This window comes from Bacillus sp. FSL M8-0025 (assembly GCF_037975475.1).
GTDB classification, from domain to species: Bacteria; Bacillota; Bacilli; order Bacillales; family Bacillaceae; genus Bacillus; species Bacillus subtilis.
The window spans coordinates 1,337,589-1,355,049 of record NZ_CP150258.1 but is presented as its reverse complement, the minus strand read 5'-3'; the positions used below and the strand labels follow the sequence as shown (position 1 = coordinate 1,355,049).

General features: G+C 45.4%; 20 protein-coding genes and 3 riboswitches. Of the genes, 8 read left to right on the top strand and 12 right to left on the bottom strand.

Annotated elements, in window-relative coordinates:
• On the bottom strand, positions 1-687 hold the full coding sequence (gene ykoG / locus MKX38_RS07100; protein WP_069322543.1) for a two-component system response regulator YkoG: 687 nt from the start codon (positions 685-687) through the stop codon (positions 1-3).
• A 101-nt stretch (positions 688-788) separates the two neighbouring features.
• Positions 789-901: riboswitch (TPP riboswitch) on the top strand.
• A 96-nt stretch (positions 902-997) separates the two neighbouring features.
• Between ykoG and thiU the strand changes: the two genes are divergently transcribed.
• Genes thiU through thiX form a run of 4 tightly spaced genes read left to right on the top strand, consistent with a single transcriptional unit; the run spans position 998 to position 4,570 of the window.
• Positions 998-1,600 carry an HMP/thiamine ABC transporter substrate-binding protein ThiU gene (gene thiU / locus MKX38_RS07095; RefSeq protein WP_339189078.1) on the top strand — a complete coding sequence of 201 codons (603 nt, stop codon included), beginning with the start codon at positions 998-1,000 and terminating at the stop codon, positions 1,598-1,600.
• Position 1,601: 1 nt separating this feature from the next.
• Positions 1,602-2,201: an ECF transporter S component gene (locus MKX38_RS07090; RefSeq protein WP_003232554.1), complete on the top strand. Its 600-nt coding sequence runs from the start codon at positions 1,602-1,604 to the stop codon at positions 2,199-2,201.
• Positions 2,188-3,831, top strand: a complete 1,644-nt coding sequence (locus tag MKX38_RS07085) for an energy-coupling factor transporter ATPase (protein WP_339189076.1) — start codon at positions 2,188-2,190, stop codon at positions 3,829-3,831. Before MKX38_RS07090 ends, MKX38_RS07085 begins: the two co-directional genes overlap by 14 nt.
• Positions 3,806-4,570, top strand: coding sequence for an HMP/thiamine ABC transporter permease ThiX (gene thiX, locus MKX38_RS07080; RefSeq protein WP_339189073.1), 765 nt, complete (start codon positions 3,806-3,808; stop codon positions 4,568-4,570). Before MKX38_RS07085 ends, thiX begins: the two co-directional genes overlap by 26 nt.
• A gap of 30 nt (positions 4,571-4,600) precedes the next feature.
• Here thiX and rsbRB read toward each other — a convergent pair whose 3' ends face one another.
• Entirely contained in the window at positions 4,601-5,434 is an 834-nt protein-coding gene (gene rsbRB, locus MKX38_RS07075; RefSeq protein ID WP_003232560.1) for an RsbT co-antagonist RsbRB, read from the bottom strand.
• Positions 5,435-5,656: 222 nt separating this feature from the next.
• Between rsbRB and isp the strand changes: the two genes are divergently transcribed.
• The 3 genes from isp to guaD all read left to right on the top strand — a co-directional run bounded on the left by isp (position 5,657) and on the right by guaD (position 9,964).
• Positions 5,657-6,616 (top strand): serine protease Isp, encoded by a 960-nt coding sequence (isp, locus tag MKX38_RS07070; protein WP_014479598.1) that lies wholly within the window; start codon positions 5,657-5,659, stop codon positions 6,614-6,616.
• Between the two features lie 132 nt (positions 6,617-6,748).
• Positions 6,749-6,904, top strand: a riboswitch (SAM riboswitch).
• Positions 6,905-7,031: 127 nt separating this feature from the next.
• On the top strand, positions 7,032-9,320 hold the full coding sequence (metE, locus tag MKX38_RS07065) for a 5-methyltetrahydropteroyltriglutamate--homocysteine S-methyltransferase (RefSeq protein ID WP_003232565.1): 2,289 nt from the start codon (positions 7,032-7,034) through the stop codon (positions 9,318-9,320).
• Between the two features lie 173 nt (positions 9,321-9,493).
• Positions 9,494-9,964: a guanine deaminase gene (guaD, locus tag MKX38_RS07060; RefSeq protein ID WP_003245084.1), complete on the top strand. Its 471-nt coding sequence runs from the start codon at positions 9,494-9,496 to the stop codon at positions 9,962-9,964.
• 49 nt (positions 9,965-10,013) lie between these two features.
• On the opposite strand, the gene MKX38_RS07055 is transcribed toward guaD, so the two are convergent.
• Together MKX38_RS07055 and MKX38_RS07050 are read right to left on the bottom strand one after the other, a co-directional pair.
• On the bottom strand, positions 10,014-10,184 hold the full coding sequence (locus MKX38_RS07055) for a hypothetical protein (protein WP_003232568.1): 171 nt from the start codon (positions 10,182-10,184) through the stop codon (positions 10,014-10,016).
• A 26-nt stretch (positions 10,185-10,210) separates the two neighbouring features.
• Positions 10,211-10,621, bottom strand: a complete 411-nt coding sequence (locus MKX38_RS07050) for an organic hydroperoxide resistance protein (RefSeq protein WP_003232570.1) — start codon at positions 10,619-10,621, stop codon at positions 10,211-10,213.
• A gap of 142 nt (positions 10,622-10,763) precedes the next feature.
• On the opposite strand from MKX38_RS07050, the gene ohrR reads away from it, so the two are divergent.
• On the top strand, positions 10,764-11,207 hold the full coding sequence (ohrR, locus tag MKX38_RS07045; RefSeq protein ID WP_173614048.1) for an organic hydroperoxide resistance transcriptional regulator OhrR: 444 nt from the start codon (positions 10,764-10,766) through the stop codon (positions 11,205-11,207).
• Between the two features lie 31 nt (positions 11,208-11,238).
• Here the strand turns inward: ohrR and MKX38_RS07040 are convergent, their stop codons facing one another.
• The 8 genes from MKX38_RS07040 to MKX38_RS07005 all read right to left on the bottom strand — a co-directional run bounded on the left by MKX38_RS07040 (position 11,239) and on the right by MKX38_RS07005 (position 17,382).
• Positions 11,239-11,664, bottom strand: a complete 426-nt coding sequence (locus tag MKX38_RS07040) for an organic hydroperoxide resistance protein (protein WP_003232574.1) — start codon at positions 11,662-11,664, stop codon at positions 11,239-11,241.
• A 125-nt stretch (positions 11,665-11,789) separates the two neighbouring features.
• Positions 11,790-13,037, bottom strand: a complete 1,248-nt coding sequence (gene proA, locus MKX38_RS07035) for a glutamate-5-semialdehyde dehydrogenase (RefSeq protein ID WP_339189070.1) — start codon at positions 13,035-13,037, stop codon at positions 11,790-11,792.
• A gap of 11 nt (positions 13,038-13,048) precedes the next feature.
• Positions 13,049-14,146, bottom strand: coding sequence for a glutamate 5-kinase (proB, locus tag MKX38_RS07030; RefSeq protein ID WP_014479591.1), 1,098 nt, complete (start codon positions 14,144-14,146; stop codon positions 13,049-13,051).
• A gap of 350 nt (positions 14,147-14,496) precedes the next feature.
• Positions 14,497-15,399 carry a formyltetrahydrofolate deformylase gene (gene purU / locus MKX38_RS07025; protein ID WP_041850915.1) on the bottom strand — a complete coding sequence of 301 codons (903 nt, stop codon included), beginning with the start codon at positions 15,397-15,399 and terminating at the stop codon, positions 14,497-14,499.
• A 70-nt stretch (positions 15,400-15,469) separates the two neighbouring features.
• Positions 15,470-15,787 carry a multidrug efflux SMR transporter subunit YkkD gene (ykkD, locus tag MKX38_RS07020; protein WP_015252242.1) on the bottom strand — a complete coding sequence of 106 codons (318 nt, stop codon included), beginning with the start codon at positions 15,785-15,787 and terminating at the stop codon, positions 15,470-15,472.
• Positions 15,787-16,125, bottom strand: coding sequence for a multidrug efflux SMR transporter subunit YkkC (ykkC, locus tag MKX38_RS07015; RefSeq protein ID WP_003232583.1), 339 nt, complete (start codon positions 16,123-16,125; stop codon positions 15,787-15,789). Before ykkC ends, ykkD begins: the two co-directional genes overlap by 1 nt.
• A gap of 77 nt (positions 16,126-16,202) precedes the next feature.
• Positions 16,203-16,314, bottom strand: a riboswitch (guanidine-I (ykkC/yxkD leader).
• A 32-nt stretch (positions 16,315-16,346) separates the two neighbouring features.
• Positions 16,347-16,865 carry a GNAT family N-acetyltransferase gene (locus MKX38_RS07010; RefSeq protein ID WP_003244793.1) on the bottom strand — a complete coding sequence of 173 codons (519 nt, stop codon included), beginning with the start codon at positions 16,863-16,865 and terminating at the stop codon, positions 16,347-16,349.
• The gene (locus tag MKX38_RS07005) at positions 16,855-17,382 is read right to left on the bottom strand and encodes a DinB family protein (RefSeq protein ID WP_256683391.1); all 528 of its coding nucleotides are present in this window, start codon (positions 17,380-17,382) and stop codon (positions 16,855-16,857) included. The genes MKX38_RS07010 and MKX38_RS07005 overlap by 11 nt, the downstream gene beginning before the upstream one ends.
• Positions 17,383-17,461 lie beyond the last annotated feature (79 nt).

Sequence of the window (17,461 nt, the reverse complement as noted above, 5' to 3'; positions counted from 1 at the left end):
TTACCCCTTAATGGCATAGCCGACCCCGCGTATCGTATGGATCAGCTGTTTTTCGTAAGGATAGTCCAGTTTTTTTCTGATGTATCTTATGTAGACGTCCACGACATTTGTATCACCGATATAATCAAATCCCCATACCGAGCTTAGAATTTGCTCCCGTGTCAGCACTTGCTGCGGATGCTTTAGCATATAGACGAGTAGATCAAATTCCCGCGGCGTTAATTCCACCTCTTTGTCTCCGCGTCTCACTTCACGGGTTTTTTCGTTCACCCGCAAATCGTCATATGTAAGAAAGGTGCCGATATCTTCCGTTTTTGTTCCATTTTGCCGCAGCGCCGCCCTGATTCTCGCAAGCAATTCCTCGATTTCAAACGGCTTGGTGACATAGTCATTTGCACCGATGTCCAGACCTGTTACCTTATCAGGAATACTGTCTCGCGCCGTTAATAATATGACCGGTGTCTGCGGATCCGTTTTTCTCAAGCGGCGCAGTACTTCCAGTCCGCTAAGCCCCGGAAGCATGACATCAAGAAGCACCAAGGAATACCCGCCTTTCGCTGCCGCATCCAGACCTTCTGTGCCATTGTGTTTGATGGTGACGCTGTATCCTTCATATTCCAATTCAAGCTGAAGAACCCTGGCGATTTTTTCTTCATCTTCCACAATTAATATGTATCCTTTTTCCAAATTTGATCATCCTCTCCCGTCCCTATATGAAAAAAATGATTTCGTTGTTTACAAAATGATTCTTATCATCTATTATGATGTCAAAATAAAAAATTGTATACGGAAAGCACTAGGGGTGCTGTTTTGGCTGAGATAAAGCGCGGAAGAAACGCGCTTTGATCCCTTATGACCCGATCTGGATAATACCAGCGTGGGGAAGTGCAGGTTGACCGAATGGTGTATTTTTTTGTGCGCTTAATCGATCTATGACTGCATATTCCCTTAGGATATGCAGTTTTTTATTTTACCAAAAAAACAGGAGGTCGGAGAAATGGAGCATATTTGCGGTACAAGCAGAAGCGCCGGTTTTCGCTTCTCTTTATATCCGATGACGGATGATTTTATCAGTGTGATCAAGTCTGCGCTGAAAAAAACAGATACATCCAATGTATGGACGAAAACCGACCATATCAGCACGGTTTTACGCGGATCAATTGATCATGTATTCGATGCTGCAAAAGCCATTTACCTTTATGCAGCGAACAGCGAACAACACATCGTCATGAACGGCACGTTTTCCATTGGATGCCCGGGTGACACACAGGGGGATACATATCTTTCCAAAGGTGATAAGCGTGTCAATGAAGATGCTGTCCGAGGCTTGAAGGCGGAAGCGCCGTGCCAATTTGCCCTTTATCCAATGAACGAGCCGGATTATATGGGATTGATTATGGAGGCTGTCGACATTGCAAAAGCCCAAGGCACTTTCGTACAGGGTGTCCATTACGCGAGCGAGCTTGACGGGGATGCGCATGACGTATTCAGCACATTGGAGGCCGTTTTCCGCATGGCTGAGCAGCAAACAAACCACATCACCATGACTGTGAATCTTTCGGCTAACAGTCCATCAAGAAAAAACAGAAAGCAGGGATAACATGAAAAGCTGGAAAGTAAAAGAAATTGTCATCATGTCCGTTATCAGTATCGTATTTGCCGTTGTTTATTTATTATTTACACATTTCGGAAACGTGCTTGCAGGTATGTTTGGACCAATCGCCTATGAACCGATTTACGGCATTTGGTTTATCGTTTCTGTGATCGCCGCGTACATGATTCGAAAACCGGGTGCGGCGCTCGTTTCTGAAATCATTGCCGCTCTCGTTGAGTGCCTGCTGGGAAATCCGTCTGGCCCGATGGTCATCGTCATTGGCATTGTTCAAGGGCTCGGGGCTGAGGCTGTATTTCTTGCAACACGCTGGAAAGCATACTCTCTCCCTGTCCTTATGCTGGCCGGTATGGGGTCTTCAGTAGCCAGCTTTATCTATGATCTCTTTGTTTCTGGCTATGCAGCCTATTCACCAGGTTATCTGCTCATTATGCTTGTGATCCGTCTCATTTCCGGCGCGCTTTTGGCAGGGCTTCTCGGAAAAGCTGTCAGCGACTCTCTCGCTTATACAGGTGTGTTAAACGGAATGGCACTCGGAAAGGAACTGAAAAAGAAACGGAAGCGGGCGTCAGAACATGCAAGCCTTTGATGAGCTTCTGACGGTTGAGCAGCTCAGCTTCTCTTATGAAGAAGACGAGAAACCGGTTTTTCAAGACATTTCGTTTGAGCTTCAAAAAGGAGAATGTGTTTTATTATTAGGACCGAGCGGATGCGGTAAAAGCTCGCTCGCCCTTTGTTTAAACGGTCTATATCCGGAGGCTTGCGACGGCATTCAGTCCGGACATGTCTTTCTATTTCAAAAGCCGGTCACAGATGCTGAGACCTCCGAAACGATTGCTCAGCATGCCGGGGTCGTTTTTCAGGATCCTGATCAGCAGTTCTGCATGCTGACGGTGGAGGACGAAATTGCGTTCGGGCTGGAAAATCTGCAAATTCCAAAAGAAGAAATGACAGAGAAAATCAACGCCGTATTAGAAAAATTACGCATTACCCATTTAAAAGAAAAAACGATCTCAACCCTTTCAGGAGGACAAAAGCAGAAAGTGGCTCTCGCCTGTATTTTGGCGATGGAGCCTGAGCTTATTATTTTAGATGAGCCGACCTCTCTTTTAGACCCTTTCTCAGCGCGGGAGTTCGTTCATCTGATGAAGGATCTTCAGCGGGAAAAAGGTTTCAGCCTCCTCGTCATTGAGCACCAGCTTGATGAATGGGCGGCTTGGATTGAGAGAACGATCGCGCTTGACAAATCAGGCAAAAAAGCGCTGGATGGCCTGACGAAAAATCTATTTCAACACGAAGCGGAGACACTAAAGAAATTGGGCATCGCCATTCCAAAGGTCTGTCATCTGCAGGAAAAGCTGAGTATGCCGTTTACTTTATCAAAAGAAATGCTGTTCAAAGAGCCTATTCCCGCCGGGCATGCCAAAAAGAAGGAAGCTCCTTCTGGGGAGAGTGTGCTTGAAGTCAGCAGCCTTTCGTTCGCGAGAGGACAGCAGACGATTTTCAAAGACATCAGCTTTTCGTTGCGCGGAGGCTCTTTAACGGCGCTTGTCGGTCCGAACGGCACTGGAAAATCGACGCTCTTATCAGTTCTGGCCCGTCTCATGAAACCGCAAAGCGGCAAAATCCTTCTTTATGACCAGCCGCTGCAGAAATATAAAGAAAAAGAATTGCGTAAACGGATGGGATTTGTTTTTCAAAACCCTGAGCATCAATTCGTCACCGATACGGTGTATGACGAGCTTCTGTTCGGCCAGAAAGCAAATGCTGAAACTGAGAAAAAAGCGCAACACCTGCTGCAGCGTTTTGGTCTTGAGCATTTGGCTGATCATCATCCGTTTGCGATCAGCCAAGGGCAAAAACGGCGACTGAGCGTAGCTACTATGCTCATGCATGACGTAAAGGTTTTATTATTAGACGAACCAACCTTTGGCCAGGATGCCCGCACGGCGGCTGAATGCATGGAAATGATTCAGCGTATCAAGGCAGAGGGAACCGCTGTCCTTATGATTACACACGATATGGAGCTAGTCTCTTCGTATGCTGACAGCGTGCTTGTGCTTCACGATACGGGCCTGGCCTTTGACGGATCTCCAGCGCAGTTGTTTTCTCAAGAAACAGGGCTTGTCCAAAAAGCAAAGCTCACCCTTCCCCTTCTATATGAATGGATGGCATATCAAGAGGAGGTGCGTGATGAAGCAGCCGTTACATCTCATTAATCCGACTGTGAAAGCGGCGGCGGTTTTTTGTTGTTTCGTCATGCTGTCATTTATTTACAACCCTTACACTCCGGCATGTTTTTATATCATCATTGTTGCGGGCGTTTTACTGGCGGCCGGAATCCCATTGAAAAAATGGTTGTTGTTTACGATTCCGTTTTTGATTTTAGCATTCGGGTGCGTGTGGACAGCCGCAGTTTTTGGAAAGGTGCCGACAACACCGGATAATTTTTTGTTTCAAGCAGGCCCTATCTCAATTAACAGCGATAATGTGTCTGTCGGCATCTCCCTTGGGTTTCGTATTTTATGCTTTTCCGCCTTATCGATGATGTTTGTTTTTACAACCGATCCGATTTTATTTATGCTGAGCCTTGTCCAGCAGTGCAGGCTCTCACCAAAGCTCGCGTACGGTGTCATTGCAGGCTTTCGCTTTCTTCCGCTGTTAAAGGATGAGATCCAGCTGATTCAGCAGGCTCATAAAATCAGAGGAGGAGCGGCGGAGAGCGGGTTCATTAATAAAATCAGTGCATTAAAACGATATACCATACCGCTATTGGCAAGCGCTATCAGAAAAGCGGAACGGACAGCGCTTGCGATGGAATCGAAAGGTTTTACAGGAAGCAGAAACCGGACATACTACAGGACATTGAGCGTGAATCGGCGCGACTGGGTGTTCTTTTGCCTCGTCCTCATATTATTCGCGGGATCCTTTCTCGTATCTTTATGTTTCGCATCATAAAAAATCCGCTATCACAGATAGCGGATTTTTTTATTGATGATAGTTTAATGCTTGGGCAAGGTTGGTTTTAATGGTAATATTCGAAAAGTCAATCCCCAGCTGTACAGCAGTTTGCGCAATTTCAGGCCTGATTCCTGACAGGGTTGACCGGACACCGATCAGATTAAGCGCCTCAATCAATTTAAAGATCTGGTGCGCCACCATCGTATCCACCACAACAACACCTGACAGATCGATTAACAGATGCTCCACACGTCTTTTCGCACAAGCTTGAAGCGTGTTTTCCAGAATAAACTTCGCCCGTTCGGTATCAATGTCACCGACAAGCGGCAGCAGAGCTGTTGATTTGCTCAGGGTAATGACAGGTGAGCTTAATTCCAATATCATTTCTCTTTGGGCGTTTAATTGCTGCTTGGCATTCATTTCAGCGTGATCAACGAATGTATAAATGGTGAAATCAAATACTTTTACAATCAAATCTGCCCATTTTTGCTTCTCTCCCGGTTCAAACGCTGATTCATTTTCTTCTGCGAACTTCTCAAAATACTTCGTATATAATCTCCTGTTTCTCATAAACTCCCGAATGACATACTGAACCGGTGTGTCGAGATGTTTTTGATCGTTGGTCAGCTCAATGACCCACTCTTGAAACTCTTCGAGAAATTGTTTTTCCGGTAAAACATACATGTAATTCAGATGCCGGTAAAATTCTCTGTCCTGCTCTTTCAATTCTTCCGTTACTGTTGCATTATGTAGGGCGTAAAGCGAATTCGGATCACTTTCCTCCATCGTTTCAATCCATTCCTCGGCCATTTGTTCCACATGCTCTGAAAAAAATGCATATAATTTTTCATTCAGTTTCATGACACTGCTCCTTTCCCCAACACTATTATAACTTGACTTACAGTTGAATCCCAGTCATACACGCCGAAGCCATCCAATATTTTGAAAATTACTAATTCTTTGGTGTGTATCCTATTTTTTCAAAATGCTTCAAATGGCTCTGTCCGAGCGCTTGTTTTTTTCATATAATATGAGGCAACACCCTTGAATCCACTTGCAAGCATAAAAAAGGAGGGCTTTTTTATGAATGGTGAAATCCGCTTGATCCCGTATGTGACGAATGAGCAGATCATGGATGTAAACGAGCTTCCTGAGGGCATTAAAGTGATTAAGGCGCCAGAAATGTGGGCAAAAGGGGTAAAAGGCAAAAATATTAAAGTTGCTGTATTAGACACGGGCTGCGACACAAGCCACCCTGATTTAAAAAATCAAATCATCGGCGGAAAGAACTTCACGGATGACGACGGCGGCAAGGAAGATGCGATTTCCGACTACAACGGACACGGCACACACGTCGCCGGAACGATTGCAGCTAATGATTCAAACGGAGGCATTGCCGGAGTCGCGCCTGAGGCAAGCCTATTGATTGTGAAGGTTCTTGGCGGCGAGAACGGCAGCGGACAATACGAATGGATAATCAACGGCATCAACTACGCGGTGGAACAGAAAGTCGACATCATCTCAATGTCCCTTGGAGGGCCAAGCGATGTGCCAGAGCTGGAAGAAGCAGTGAAAAACGCAGTCAAAAACGGAGTGCTTGTCGTTTGTGCAGCGGGAAATGAAGGTGACGGCGACGAACGCACAGAAGAGCTTTCCTACCCCGCAGCTTATAACGAAGTCATTGCAGTTGGATCTGTTTCAGTAGCGCGAGAATTATCAGAATTTTCTAACGCGAATAAAGAGATTGACCTTGTGGCACCAGGAGAAAACATCTTATCCACCCTTCCCAACAAGAAGTACGGTAAGCTGACCGGCACTTCAATGGCTGCCCCTCATGTCAGCGGTGCGCTTGCTTTAATCAAAAGCTATGAAGAAGAATCATTTCAAAGAAAGCTTTCTGAATCTGAGGTTTTCGCACAGCTAATCCGCAGGACACTTCCTCTTGATATTGCAAAAACGCTGGCAGGCAATGGATTCCTGTATTTAACAGCTCCTGATGAGCTCGCAGAAAAAGCAGAGCAATCACATTTGTTGACCCTATAAGATTATTTTTCTTATATAATATACACCACATCATGTAAATAAAAATTTCAAATTCTATGTTGACAATGAATTTGAATTACTGTTAAGATTACCAACAAATGATTCAACTTTTCAAAAAATTAATAACATTTTCTCTTATCGAGAGTTGGGCGAGGGATTGGCCTTTTGACCCCAACAGCAACCGACCGTAATACCATTGTGAAATGGGGCGCACTGCTTTTCGCGCCGAGACTGATGTCTCATAAGGCACGGTGCTAATTCCATCAGATTGTGTCTGAGAGATGAGAGAGGCAGTGTTTTACGTAGAAAAGCCTCTTTCTCTCATGGGAAAGAGGCTTTTTGTTGTGAGAAAACCTCTTAGCAGCCTGTATCCGCGGGTGAAAGAGAGTGTTTTACATATAAAGGAGGAGAAACAATGACAACCATCAAAACATCGAATTTAGGATTTCCGAGAATCGGACTGAACCGGGAATGGAAAAAAGCACTTGAAGCGTATTGGAAAGGCAGTACTGATAAAGATACGTTTTTGAAGCAAATCGACGAACTATTTTTATCCGCAGTAAAAACACAAATTGACCAGCAGATTGATGTTGTGCCTGTTTCTGATTTCACACAGTATGACCATGTACTCGACACAGCAGTCAGCTTCAACTGGATCCCGAAACGGTTCAGACATTTGACTGACGCTACCGATACATACTTCGCTATCGCCCGCGGAATCAAAGACGCTGTATCTAGTGAAATGACAAAATGGTTTAATACAAATTACCATTACATCGTTCCGGAATATGACGAGAGCATTGAGTTCCGTCTGACAAGAAACAAACAACTCGAAGATTATCGCCGGATCAAACAGGAGTACGGTGTGGAAACAAAGCCTGTGATTGTCGGCCCTTATACGTTCGTTACGCTTGCTAAAGGCTATGAACCGTCTGAAGCAAAAGCGATCCAAAAACGCCTTGTGCCATTATATGTACAGCTTTTGAAAGAGCTTGAAGAAGAAGGCGTAAAATGGGTTCAAATCGATGAGCCGGCGCTCGTTACCGCCTCTAGTGAAGATGTCCGCGGCGCAAAAGAATTATTTGAAAGCATTACAAGTGAGCTTTCATCCTTGAATGTGCTTTTGCAGACGTATTTTGATTCTGTTGATGCTTATGAAGAGCTGATCTCTTACCCGGTTCAGGGAATTGGCCTTGATTTCGTTCACGACAAAGGCAGAAACCTGGAACAGCTTAAAACACATGGCTTTCCGACAGACAAAGTGCTGGCAGCCGGCGTTATCGACGGACGCAACATTTGGAAAGCGGACCTTGAAGAGCGTCTCGATGCCGTTCTTGATATTCTCAGCATTGCAAAAGTTGATGAACTGTGGATTCAGCCTTCCAGCAGCCTGCTGCATGTTCCAGTAGCGAAACACCCTGATGAGCATTTGGAAAAAGACCTATTGAACGGATTATCCTACGCAAAAGAGAAGCTGGCCGAGCTGACAGCTTTGAAAGAAGGTTTAGTATCAGGAAAAGCGGCGATCAGCGAAGAGATTCAGCAGGCTAAGGCTGATATCCAGGCGCTTAAACAGTTTGCAACAGGCGCCAATTCTGAACAAAAGAAAGAGCTTGAGCAATTAACTGATAAAGACTTCAAGCGTCCGATTCCGTTTGAAGAACGTTTAGCCCTGCAAAATGAATCTCTCGGCCTTCCGCTTTTGCCGACGACAACGATCGGCAGCTTCCCGCAGTCTGCTGAAGTGCGGAGCGCACGCCAAAAATGGCGGAAAGCTGAGTGGTCCGATGAACAGTATCAAAACTTTATCAATGCGGAAACAAAAAGATGGATTGATATTCAGGAAGAATTGGAGCTTGATGTCCTTGTTCACGGCGAATTTGAACGGACAGACATGGTCGAATACTTCGGTGAAAAGCTGGCCGGTTTCGCCTTCACTAAATATGCCTGGGTTCAATCATACGGCTCACGCTGTGTCCGCCCGCCAGTCATTTACGGAGATGTTGAATTTATTGAACCGATGACAGTGAAAGACACAGTCTACGCACAGTCATTGACTTCCAAGCATGTAAAAGGAATGCTGACGGGCCCGGTTACAATCTTAAACTGGTCTTTCCCTCGAAACGATATCTCGAGGAAAGAAATCGCCTTCCAAATCGGGCTTGCCCTTCGCAAAGAAGTTAAAGCGCTTGAAGACGCAGGCATTCAAATCATTCAAGTCGATGAACCGGCGCTGCGCGAAGGCCTTCCATTGAAAACCCGCGATTGGGATGAGTATTTGACTTGGGCGGCAGAAGCATTCAGATTAACCACTTCTTCCGTGAAAAACGAGACACAAATTCATACACATATGTGTTACAGCAACTTCGAAGATATCGTTGATACAATCAATGATCTTGATGCCGATGTGATTACAATCGAACATAGCAGAAGCCACGGAGGATTTTTAGATTACTTAAAAAACCACCCGTATTTGAAAGGGCTTGGCCTTGGTGTATATGACATTCACAGCCCTCGTGTGCCGTCAACTGAAGAAATGTACAATATTATCGTTGATGCGCTTGCCGTCTGTCCGACTGACCGCTTCTGGGTAAATCCAGACTGCGGATTGAAAACAAGACAGCAGGAAGAAACGGTTGCAGCATTGAAAAACATGGTTGAAGCTGCAAAACAGGCAAGAGCACAGCAGACACAGCTAGTATAATTTGAAAAAACCATCTGCATTTGGCAGATGGTTTTTTTCTATAATACAGCAACAATCAGTTTCTTATTTTAGCAAATCTCCCAAATACTTTGTTTATTTTGCACTTTTTTAAGAATGTTCTTTGCATTCTTTTCGGCTATACTAATAACACTCTATTGACAGGAGGGATTGGGATGAATCATGAAACGTTCTTAAAACGGGCTGTCACTCTCGCATGTGAAGGAGTGAATGCAGGAATCGGCGGGCCTTTTGGAGCCGTTATCGTGAAAGACGGAGCCATTATTGCAGAAGGACAGAACAACGTCACAACAAGCAATGATCCGACTGCCCACGCGGAAGTCACAGCTATTCGAAAAGCCTGTAAGGTGCTAGGAGCATACCAGCTTGATGACTGCATTTTGTATACGAGCTGTGAACCATGCCCAATGTGCTTGGGCGCCATCTACTGGGCCCGGCCTAAAGCCGTTTTCTATGCAGCTGAGCACACAGACGCTGCCGAAGCCGGGTTTGATGATTCATTCATTTATAAAGAAATTGATAAACCTGCTGAAGAAAGAACGATCCCCTTTTATCAAGTGACTCTGACAGAGCATTTATCACCGTTTCAAGCATGGCGGAACTTCGCCAATAAGAAAGAATATTAAAAGGATCAGGCATGTGCGGCCTGATCCTTGTTATTTCTCCAAGTAGCCGCTATGCCCTGTGCAAATACAAAACAGCATATACGCGCAATTCAGCACGGCAGACACCGTGCCAGCCACCCGCTTCATCTGTAACTTTTGGTTTAAAGGCATGCTTCAAACGCTTCTCTGACGTTTTATCATAAATCTGTGCCCGCCCCGCATGTCCGACACCAAAAAACATCCTGAGAATCCTCAGGATGCCGGTCATTATTTTAATTCTAGTTTTACATCAACATTTCCTCTGGTTGCCTTTGAGTAAGGACAGAATTCATGAGCGGCGTTGACAAGCTCTTGTGCCTTTTCCCGATCTAAATCTTTCGTGTTCACAACAAGTGTGACACCGATTTTAAACCCGCCGTCGCTCTCATCCTTCATGAGGCTGACCTGCCCTTCAATCTCCGAATCAATTTCGATATTCTGCTCTTTGGCTACGTGTTCGAGCGCGCCGCCGAAGCATGCAGCATACCCTGCCGCAAAGAGCTGTTCCGGATTTGTGCCGGTTTGTCCTTCTTTTTTGGCATTTGGCATGACAATATCAAAATCAAGAACACCGTCATCTGATGTAATATGTCCTGCTCGTCCGCCTCGCGCGGTTACTTTTGCTGTAAATAGTGCCATATTTCCCAACCTCCTTATTTATATCTAGTTGTTATATTTCCCTTTCTGATCTTTTTAAACATGCTATGTTTGCCGAGAATAGGAAAAGTGAGGTTTTTCAGATACAATAGAATCGAATGACAAAAAAGAGTTGGTGAACAAAATGGAAAATAAATTTGATCATATGAAATTGGAGAATCAGCTTTGTTTTTTGCTATATGCGAGTTCGCGGGAAATGACAAAGCAATACAAGCCGCTGCTTGATAAGCTGAATATAACATACCCTCAATATTTGGCTTTGCTTTTGTTATGGGAACATGAAACGCTTACTGTCAAAAAAATGGGCGAACAGCTGTATTTAGATTCAGGGACGCTCACTCCGATGCTTAAACGAATGGAACATCAGGGTTTGATTACGAGAAAAAGATCTGAAGAGGATGAGCGGTCCGTGTTGATCAGCCTGACAGAGGACGGAGCGTTATTAAAGGATAAAGCGGTTGACATCCCAGAAACAATTCTGGGGCTCTCAAAGCAGTCTGGAGAGGATCTCAAACAGTTAAAATCCGCTCTATATACATTGCTGGAAACACTCCATCAAAAAAATTGAGGATGCCTTGTACAAGGCATCCTCTTTTTATTTATTCAGCAACTTCAAGTGTCACATCAATATTTCCGGAGGTTGCTTTTGAATACGGGCAGACGCCGTGCGCTTTTTTCACAAGCGCCTCCAATTCTGATGCACTGACTCCTTCTCCTTTTACTTGCAGCGTCACACCAAGCTTGTAGCCCTGGTCCGCTTCATCCTTTAACAGGCTTACATTCGCTGTAACCTCTGTCTCTACTTTTACTCGTTCTGTTCTTGCGACAAGCTGCAGGGCGCTGTCAAAGCAAGCTGCATAACCTGCTGCAAACAGCTGCTCTGGATTTGTCGCTTTTTCTAATTTCTTGGCTCTCGGTGTCCCCGGCATTGCGACATCAAGCTCAAGAACGCGGTCTGATGAAATGACCTTTCCTTCTCTTCCTCCTACCGCTGAAACAGTTGCTGTAAATAATGGCTGACTCATTTTTCATTCCCCCAATATATTTTATACAATCAAATTGTACACAATTAAATTTGAAATGTCAATTTTTCGCGTATAAAAAAGCTTATCTCGTTACGAGATAAGCTTTTTTATTGAACATTGCCCTGCTATTCACGGATTTGCCCAGTTCCTTTAATGATGTATTTTGTAGAAGTCAGTGCAGGAAGCCCCATTGGCCCTCTTGCATGAAGCTTTTGCGTGCTGATGCCGATTTCGGCTCCGTAGCCGAATTCAAAGCCATCAGTAAAACGGGTTGACGCGTTATGATAAACAGCGGCAGCATCGACAGCCATTTGAAAATAAGCCGCGTTTTTGTCATTTTCAGTTAATATCGCTTCAGAATGATTGGTGCCGTATTGTTGGATATGCTTCACAGCTTCTTGGACGTTCTCAACAGTCTTTACACTGAGGACAGGCGCTAAAAATTCAGTTTCCCAATCTTCTTTTGATGCTTGTTTACTTGAAGGGTGAAGTTCACACACCAATTCATCACCGCGAATTTCAACTCCCGCGTTTTCCAGCTGGTCCAGCAATTCTTTCCCGTGCTGTCTTGCCCAAGCCTTGTGAATCAGCAATGATTCAATCGCGTTGCATACGGAAGGGCGTTGCGTTTTGGCATTTACGACAACCTTTTCTGCCATTTGCGGTTTGGCTGTTTCGTCAATGAATATGTGGCAGTTTCCTGCTCCCGTTTCTAATACAGGAACTGTTGATTCTCTCACAACGAGATCAATCAGTTTCTTGCCTCCGCGCGGAATCAATACGTCTAAGCCATCATTTAACGTAAAGAGCTCTTTTGCTGTCTCTCTGCTTGTATCCTCAATCAGCTGCACAGCGTGAATCGGAAGCGCTGATTGCTCAAGTGCTCTGTGAATGACACTGACGAGCGCTTTGTTGCTGTGGATGGCTGAGGAGCTTCCCCGCAGCACAACCGCGTTCCCTGTCTTCAGGCAAAGGGTAGCCGCATCAACTGTGACGTTTGGCCTCGCCTCATAAATCATTCCTACGACACCGAGCGGCACACGGATTTTTTCAATAAACAGGCCGTTTTCTTTTTCAATCGTTTCAAGAGAGTCGCCGATTGGGTCCGCTAAGTCGATTAAGAGCTCCACCGCGTCCGCGATATCGCGTATACGTTTCTCATCCAATGTGAGACGGTCAATGATGTCCGGTGTTAAACCATTCTCTTTTCCGTTCACAATGTCTTTTGCATTCTCCGCCAAGAGAAAATCCAGTTCTTTGCGGAGTCCGTTTGCAATGAGGCTGAGCGCCTCATCCTTCTCGGCTGTTGTTTTCATGATCATTTCGGCTGCTGCTTCTTTCGCCAGCTTCGCTTTTACAGAAACTTCACTCATTTTTCCGCCTCCTAGTCTTTTACATTGACCCAGTCATTCCTATGAATAACCTCAAACGTTTTCTCAAAATCAAGTTCGTCACTGCGTTTGCCTTTAGCCTCCATAATCTCCTCGGAGGAGTAATGAGTTTGGCCTTTGCCGATCACGCCGCCCGGTCCCCTGACTTCCACAACCGCCCCTTTCGGAAAGCTTCCGTTCACACCCACAACGCCAGCGGGCAAAAGGCTGCTTCCATTATGGATCATCGCCTCCTCGGCACCCGCATCAATGATAATTTCTCCCGATATCGGCGAGTGGAACTGAATCCACTGCCTTGTGTTGTTAACCGAAGATAGTTCTTTGTCTCCGATATAAGTGCCGTCTCCCCTGCCGTCCAAAATGTCCGCAAGTTTTTGCTCTCCGCTGCCTGTTCCAATGAATACTTTCACTCCCAGAGACAGCGCGGTTTGTGCGGCTAACAGCTTTGATTTCATTCCGCCGGTGCCGACCTTTGATCCAGCTGAACCTGCATATCCAAGCAATTCAGGCGTGATCTCCGGCAAATAATCAAATCGTTTCGCCTCAGGATTTTCATTTGGATTGGCATCATACAGTCCGTTAATGTCGGTGAGAATCATGAGCTGGTCCGCGTGAATCAATCCGCTGACTAACGCAGAAAGCATATCATTATCTCCGAATGTCAATTCTTCAACAGATGTAGAATCGTTCTCGTTGATAATCGGAATGACGCCGCGTTCCAATAATTCCATTATCGTAGCATACGCGTTTCGGTACCGTTCTCTTTTCGAAAAATCATTTCTCGTTAAAAGGATTTGTCCCGGAGTTAATGAGTATTGTTTAAATTGATTCATATATTGCTGCATTAACAGTGTTTGTCCGACCGCGGCCGCCGCCTGTTTTCCTTTGATGGTAACGGGACGGGACGGATAACCGAGGCTGGAAAACCCCGCCGCTACGGCACCCGAGGTAATCAGAATCATTTCATGCCCCGCTTTTTTTAACACGGAAATCGCCTGAACATGCTCTCTGATTTTTGCCTCATCAATGCTTCCTTTGCTATTCGTGAGCGAACTACTTCCTATTTTCACTACTATTCTTTGTTTTTTCATTTATTCTCCTCCGCGGCTCTTCTACAATAAAAAAACCCATTTCATCCTGATTCATAAGGACGAAATGGGTTTCCGTGGTACCACCTTGATTGAACGCGCTTGTGCACGCTCCGCTCTCCTGTAACGCCAGGTTATGCGCCTAGGTTTTCCCCCTAGGACTCCAAGGCAGGTTCGGCAGGTTTCATGCGGCAAAATGTTTCAGCGATTCATTTTGCTCTCTGTCACAGAAAGGTCTGCTTACTAATCCTCTTCAACGCTCAATGATTTTTTTATATTATGCAAAGAAAAAAGACACTTGTCAAGGTTTTTTGTCATCAAAAATAGCCCGCATTGCGCGGGCCTCTTGCAGTCTAGTTAAAGACGATTGTTTTATTTTCATGAACGATGACACGGTCTTCCAAATGCCATTTCACAGCACGGGCAAGCACGCTGCGCTCAATTGTTCTTCCGATGTTTTTCAGCGCTTCCGCATTATCGCGGTGGTCCACACGCTCAATATCCTGTTCAATGATCGGCCCTTCATCAAGATCGTTTGTCACATAATGAGATGTCGCACCGATCAGTTTCACGCCGCGCTCGTAGGCCCGTTTGTACGGATTCGCACCGATAAAAGCTGGCAGGAATGAATGGTGGATATTGATGATGCGATTCGGATGAGCCGAAACAAAATCAGGAGTTAGAATCTGCATATAGCGTGCGAGCACGATGACATCAACATCGTACTGCTCCAGCAGTTCAAGCTGCTTCTTTTCGACTTCCGCTCTGATGTCTTTGTTCGCTTTCATATAGTGGAATGGAATGTTCAGGCGCTCAACCAGCTCTCTCGCTTCCTCATGGTTACTGATGACAACAGCGATCTCCGCCATCAGGTTGCCGGTTTGCCATTCCCAAATCAGCTCATGCAGGCAATGGAGCTCCTTTGAAACGAAAATGGCGACACGCTTCAGTTCGCTCGCCAAAGTTAAGCTCCATGTCATGTCGAATTTATCCGCTACAGAGGCAAACGCCGCCTGAAGTGATGTTTTTTTCTCACGAATGCCTGCGCAGTCGAATTCGATTCTCAGGAAGAACCGGCCGCCTTCAGGGTCTGTCGTATATTGATTTGATTCTATAATATTGGCACCGTGTTCAAATAAAAACGCGGAAACTGCAGAGACGATACCCGGCTGATCGGGGCAGCTGACCAAGAGCCGCCCTTTATCCTCATTTCCGTCACGGTATTCGTCCAACCGCTGAGTCATATATGATTTCATGAATAATCCCTCTTATCTTTGTAAGTCTAAACTATTTATCCATTATACTGAAGATTTGATAAAAATCAATTTATGACAGAATTTTTAAACCAACTGCTGAGCATAAAATCAACGCGATAAAGAAGATCCGTTTGGCGTCTTTCTGCTCCTTGTAAAAGAGGATGCCGATAAGCGCCCCGCCGGCGGTGCCAATTCCTGTCCAGACCGCGTAAGCCGTTCCCATCGGAATGGTTTCCATTGCGTACGACAGCAAGGAAAATGAAGCGGCAAAACCAACAATGATCAACAGCACCCATTTCACGCTTTTTTCTTTCGCATATTGATTCATAAGGGCCACGCCGGCCATTTCTAAACAGCCCGCGCACAGTAAACTGATCCAGTGCAGCATTATGCCTCGCCTCCTTTTTCCTCTGTCTCATCCTGTGTCACAAGCTTCAACCCGATTACACCGATTAAGAGCACGCCAATTAACAATAGCTTCGGCCATCCAACCGGTTCATGAAAGAGAACGATTTCACTAAGTACTGTTCCCGCTGTGCCGAGCCCGGTAAAGACGGCATACACGGTACCAACAGGCAGACTGTGAGTCGCCTTCATTAGAAGGTAAAAGCTGAATATGATGCCGATGGCAGTGCCGCTCCATGTTAAGGCTGAGTCAGCGTGCTTTAAGCCTATCACCCAAACAACCTCGAAAACAGCGGCAAGCACGACCAATCCCCATTTCATTTTGAGTCATTCCTTTCTATCTATTAAGATTCTCCGAAAACAAAAAAACCCCGGACAGTCGTCTCACATGAGATTGACTCTCCCGGGCTTTTTTCCCTCCGTGTGCATACACGCTTCTATTTACGCGTATGTGTTTTCTCTCGGACCAGTCCATGTCAATTGACATGCGGAACCCTAGAAAACTTTACATGATATCATGATACTAAACTCAGCTCTATCTTTCAATTGTAAGATTTTCTTTCATATACCGCGATCGGTTTATTCCATTTTCTGATCGTTTTGCTGTAATGCATGCCGATTTTCTCCGCTACCCGTATGGACGCTTTGTTACCCGGATCAATCAAAGCCGCCATTTTGCCGAACTGCCGCTCGTTAAAGCCATAGTCCAGACAGGCCCGAGCCGCTTCTTGCGCATAGCCGTTCCCCCAGTGGCGGCGGGCAAACATATAGCCAATTTCCATTACGGTTTGATTTTCGATCTGCTGGGGAACGATGCCGCATTGCCCCAAAAACTCCCCTGTCCGCTTATCTTCGGCGATCCACAGACTAACGCCGTACCCTTTTTCATTTCGTTGGTTCCAATTGACCCACTCGCGGGTTTGCCTCTTATCTTTTAAACCGGAATAATATGTCATGACGTCAGGATCATTAAAAAGCAGCCCAAACAAAGTGGCTTGATCCCGATCTTCCATACAGCGCAAACGAATTCGATCAGTCACAAGCTTCGTTTTAGCGTTCATACTTCGCCACATCCTGCTTCCATTCTTTTTTGAGAGCTTCAATATGTGCCTGATGATAGCGGTTATGATCTGCCATATGCCAAATTCCCCATCGTATCGTCGCGGTGTCACCTTCGAAAGAAAGCGGCTGGTTCAAAGCATTTTCAGTTAAAGTGAAGCATACCGATTTCAGCTCGTCTACTACATGCTGATGTCTTTTCAGGAGTTCATCTAAGTCTGGCTGATTCACCGGTTCAGGCAGCCGTCCGCTTTCATCTGTCATCGGGCCGTATGCCTGTTCAATATGATTCGGTATCCGATTTTCCCTAATGCGCCAGACCCATCTGATATCAACATTTGTGATATGGTGCAAAAGCTGAGCCGTGCTGTTTTTTGTTTGGCAGCGCCCCTTATAGTAAAGTTCACTGTGTGTCATATGGCTTACGATGGAAGCCAGACGGAGACTGTTTTCTTCCACTGCGGAATACAGCAAACTGACCGTTGGCGCCATGTCGTTTCTTATGGATAAGTCATTCATGTTCAGTTCCCCTCCTAACTAGGTACATTTGACACCAAACAAAAATTCCCTTTAAAAAAGAAAAAAGCTCTCATTACAA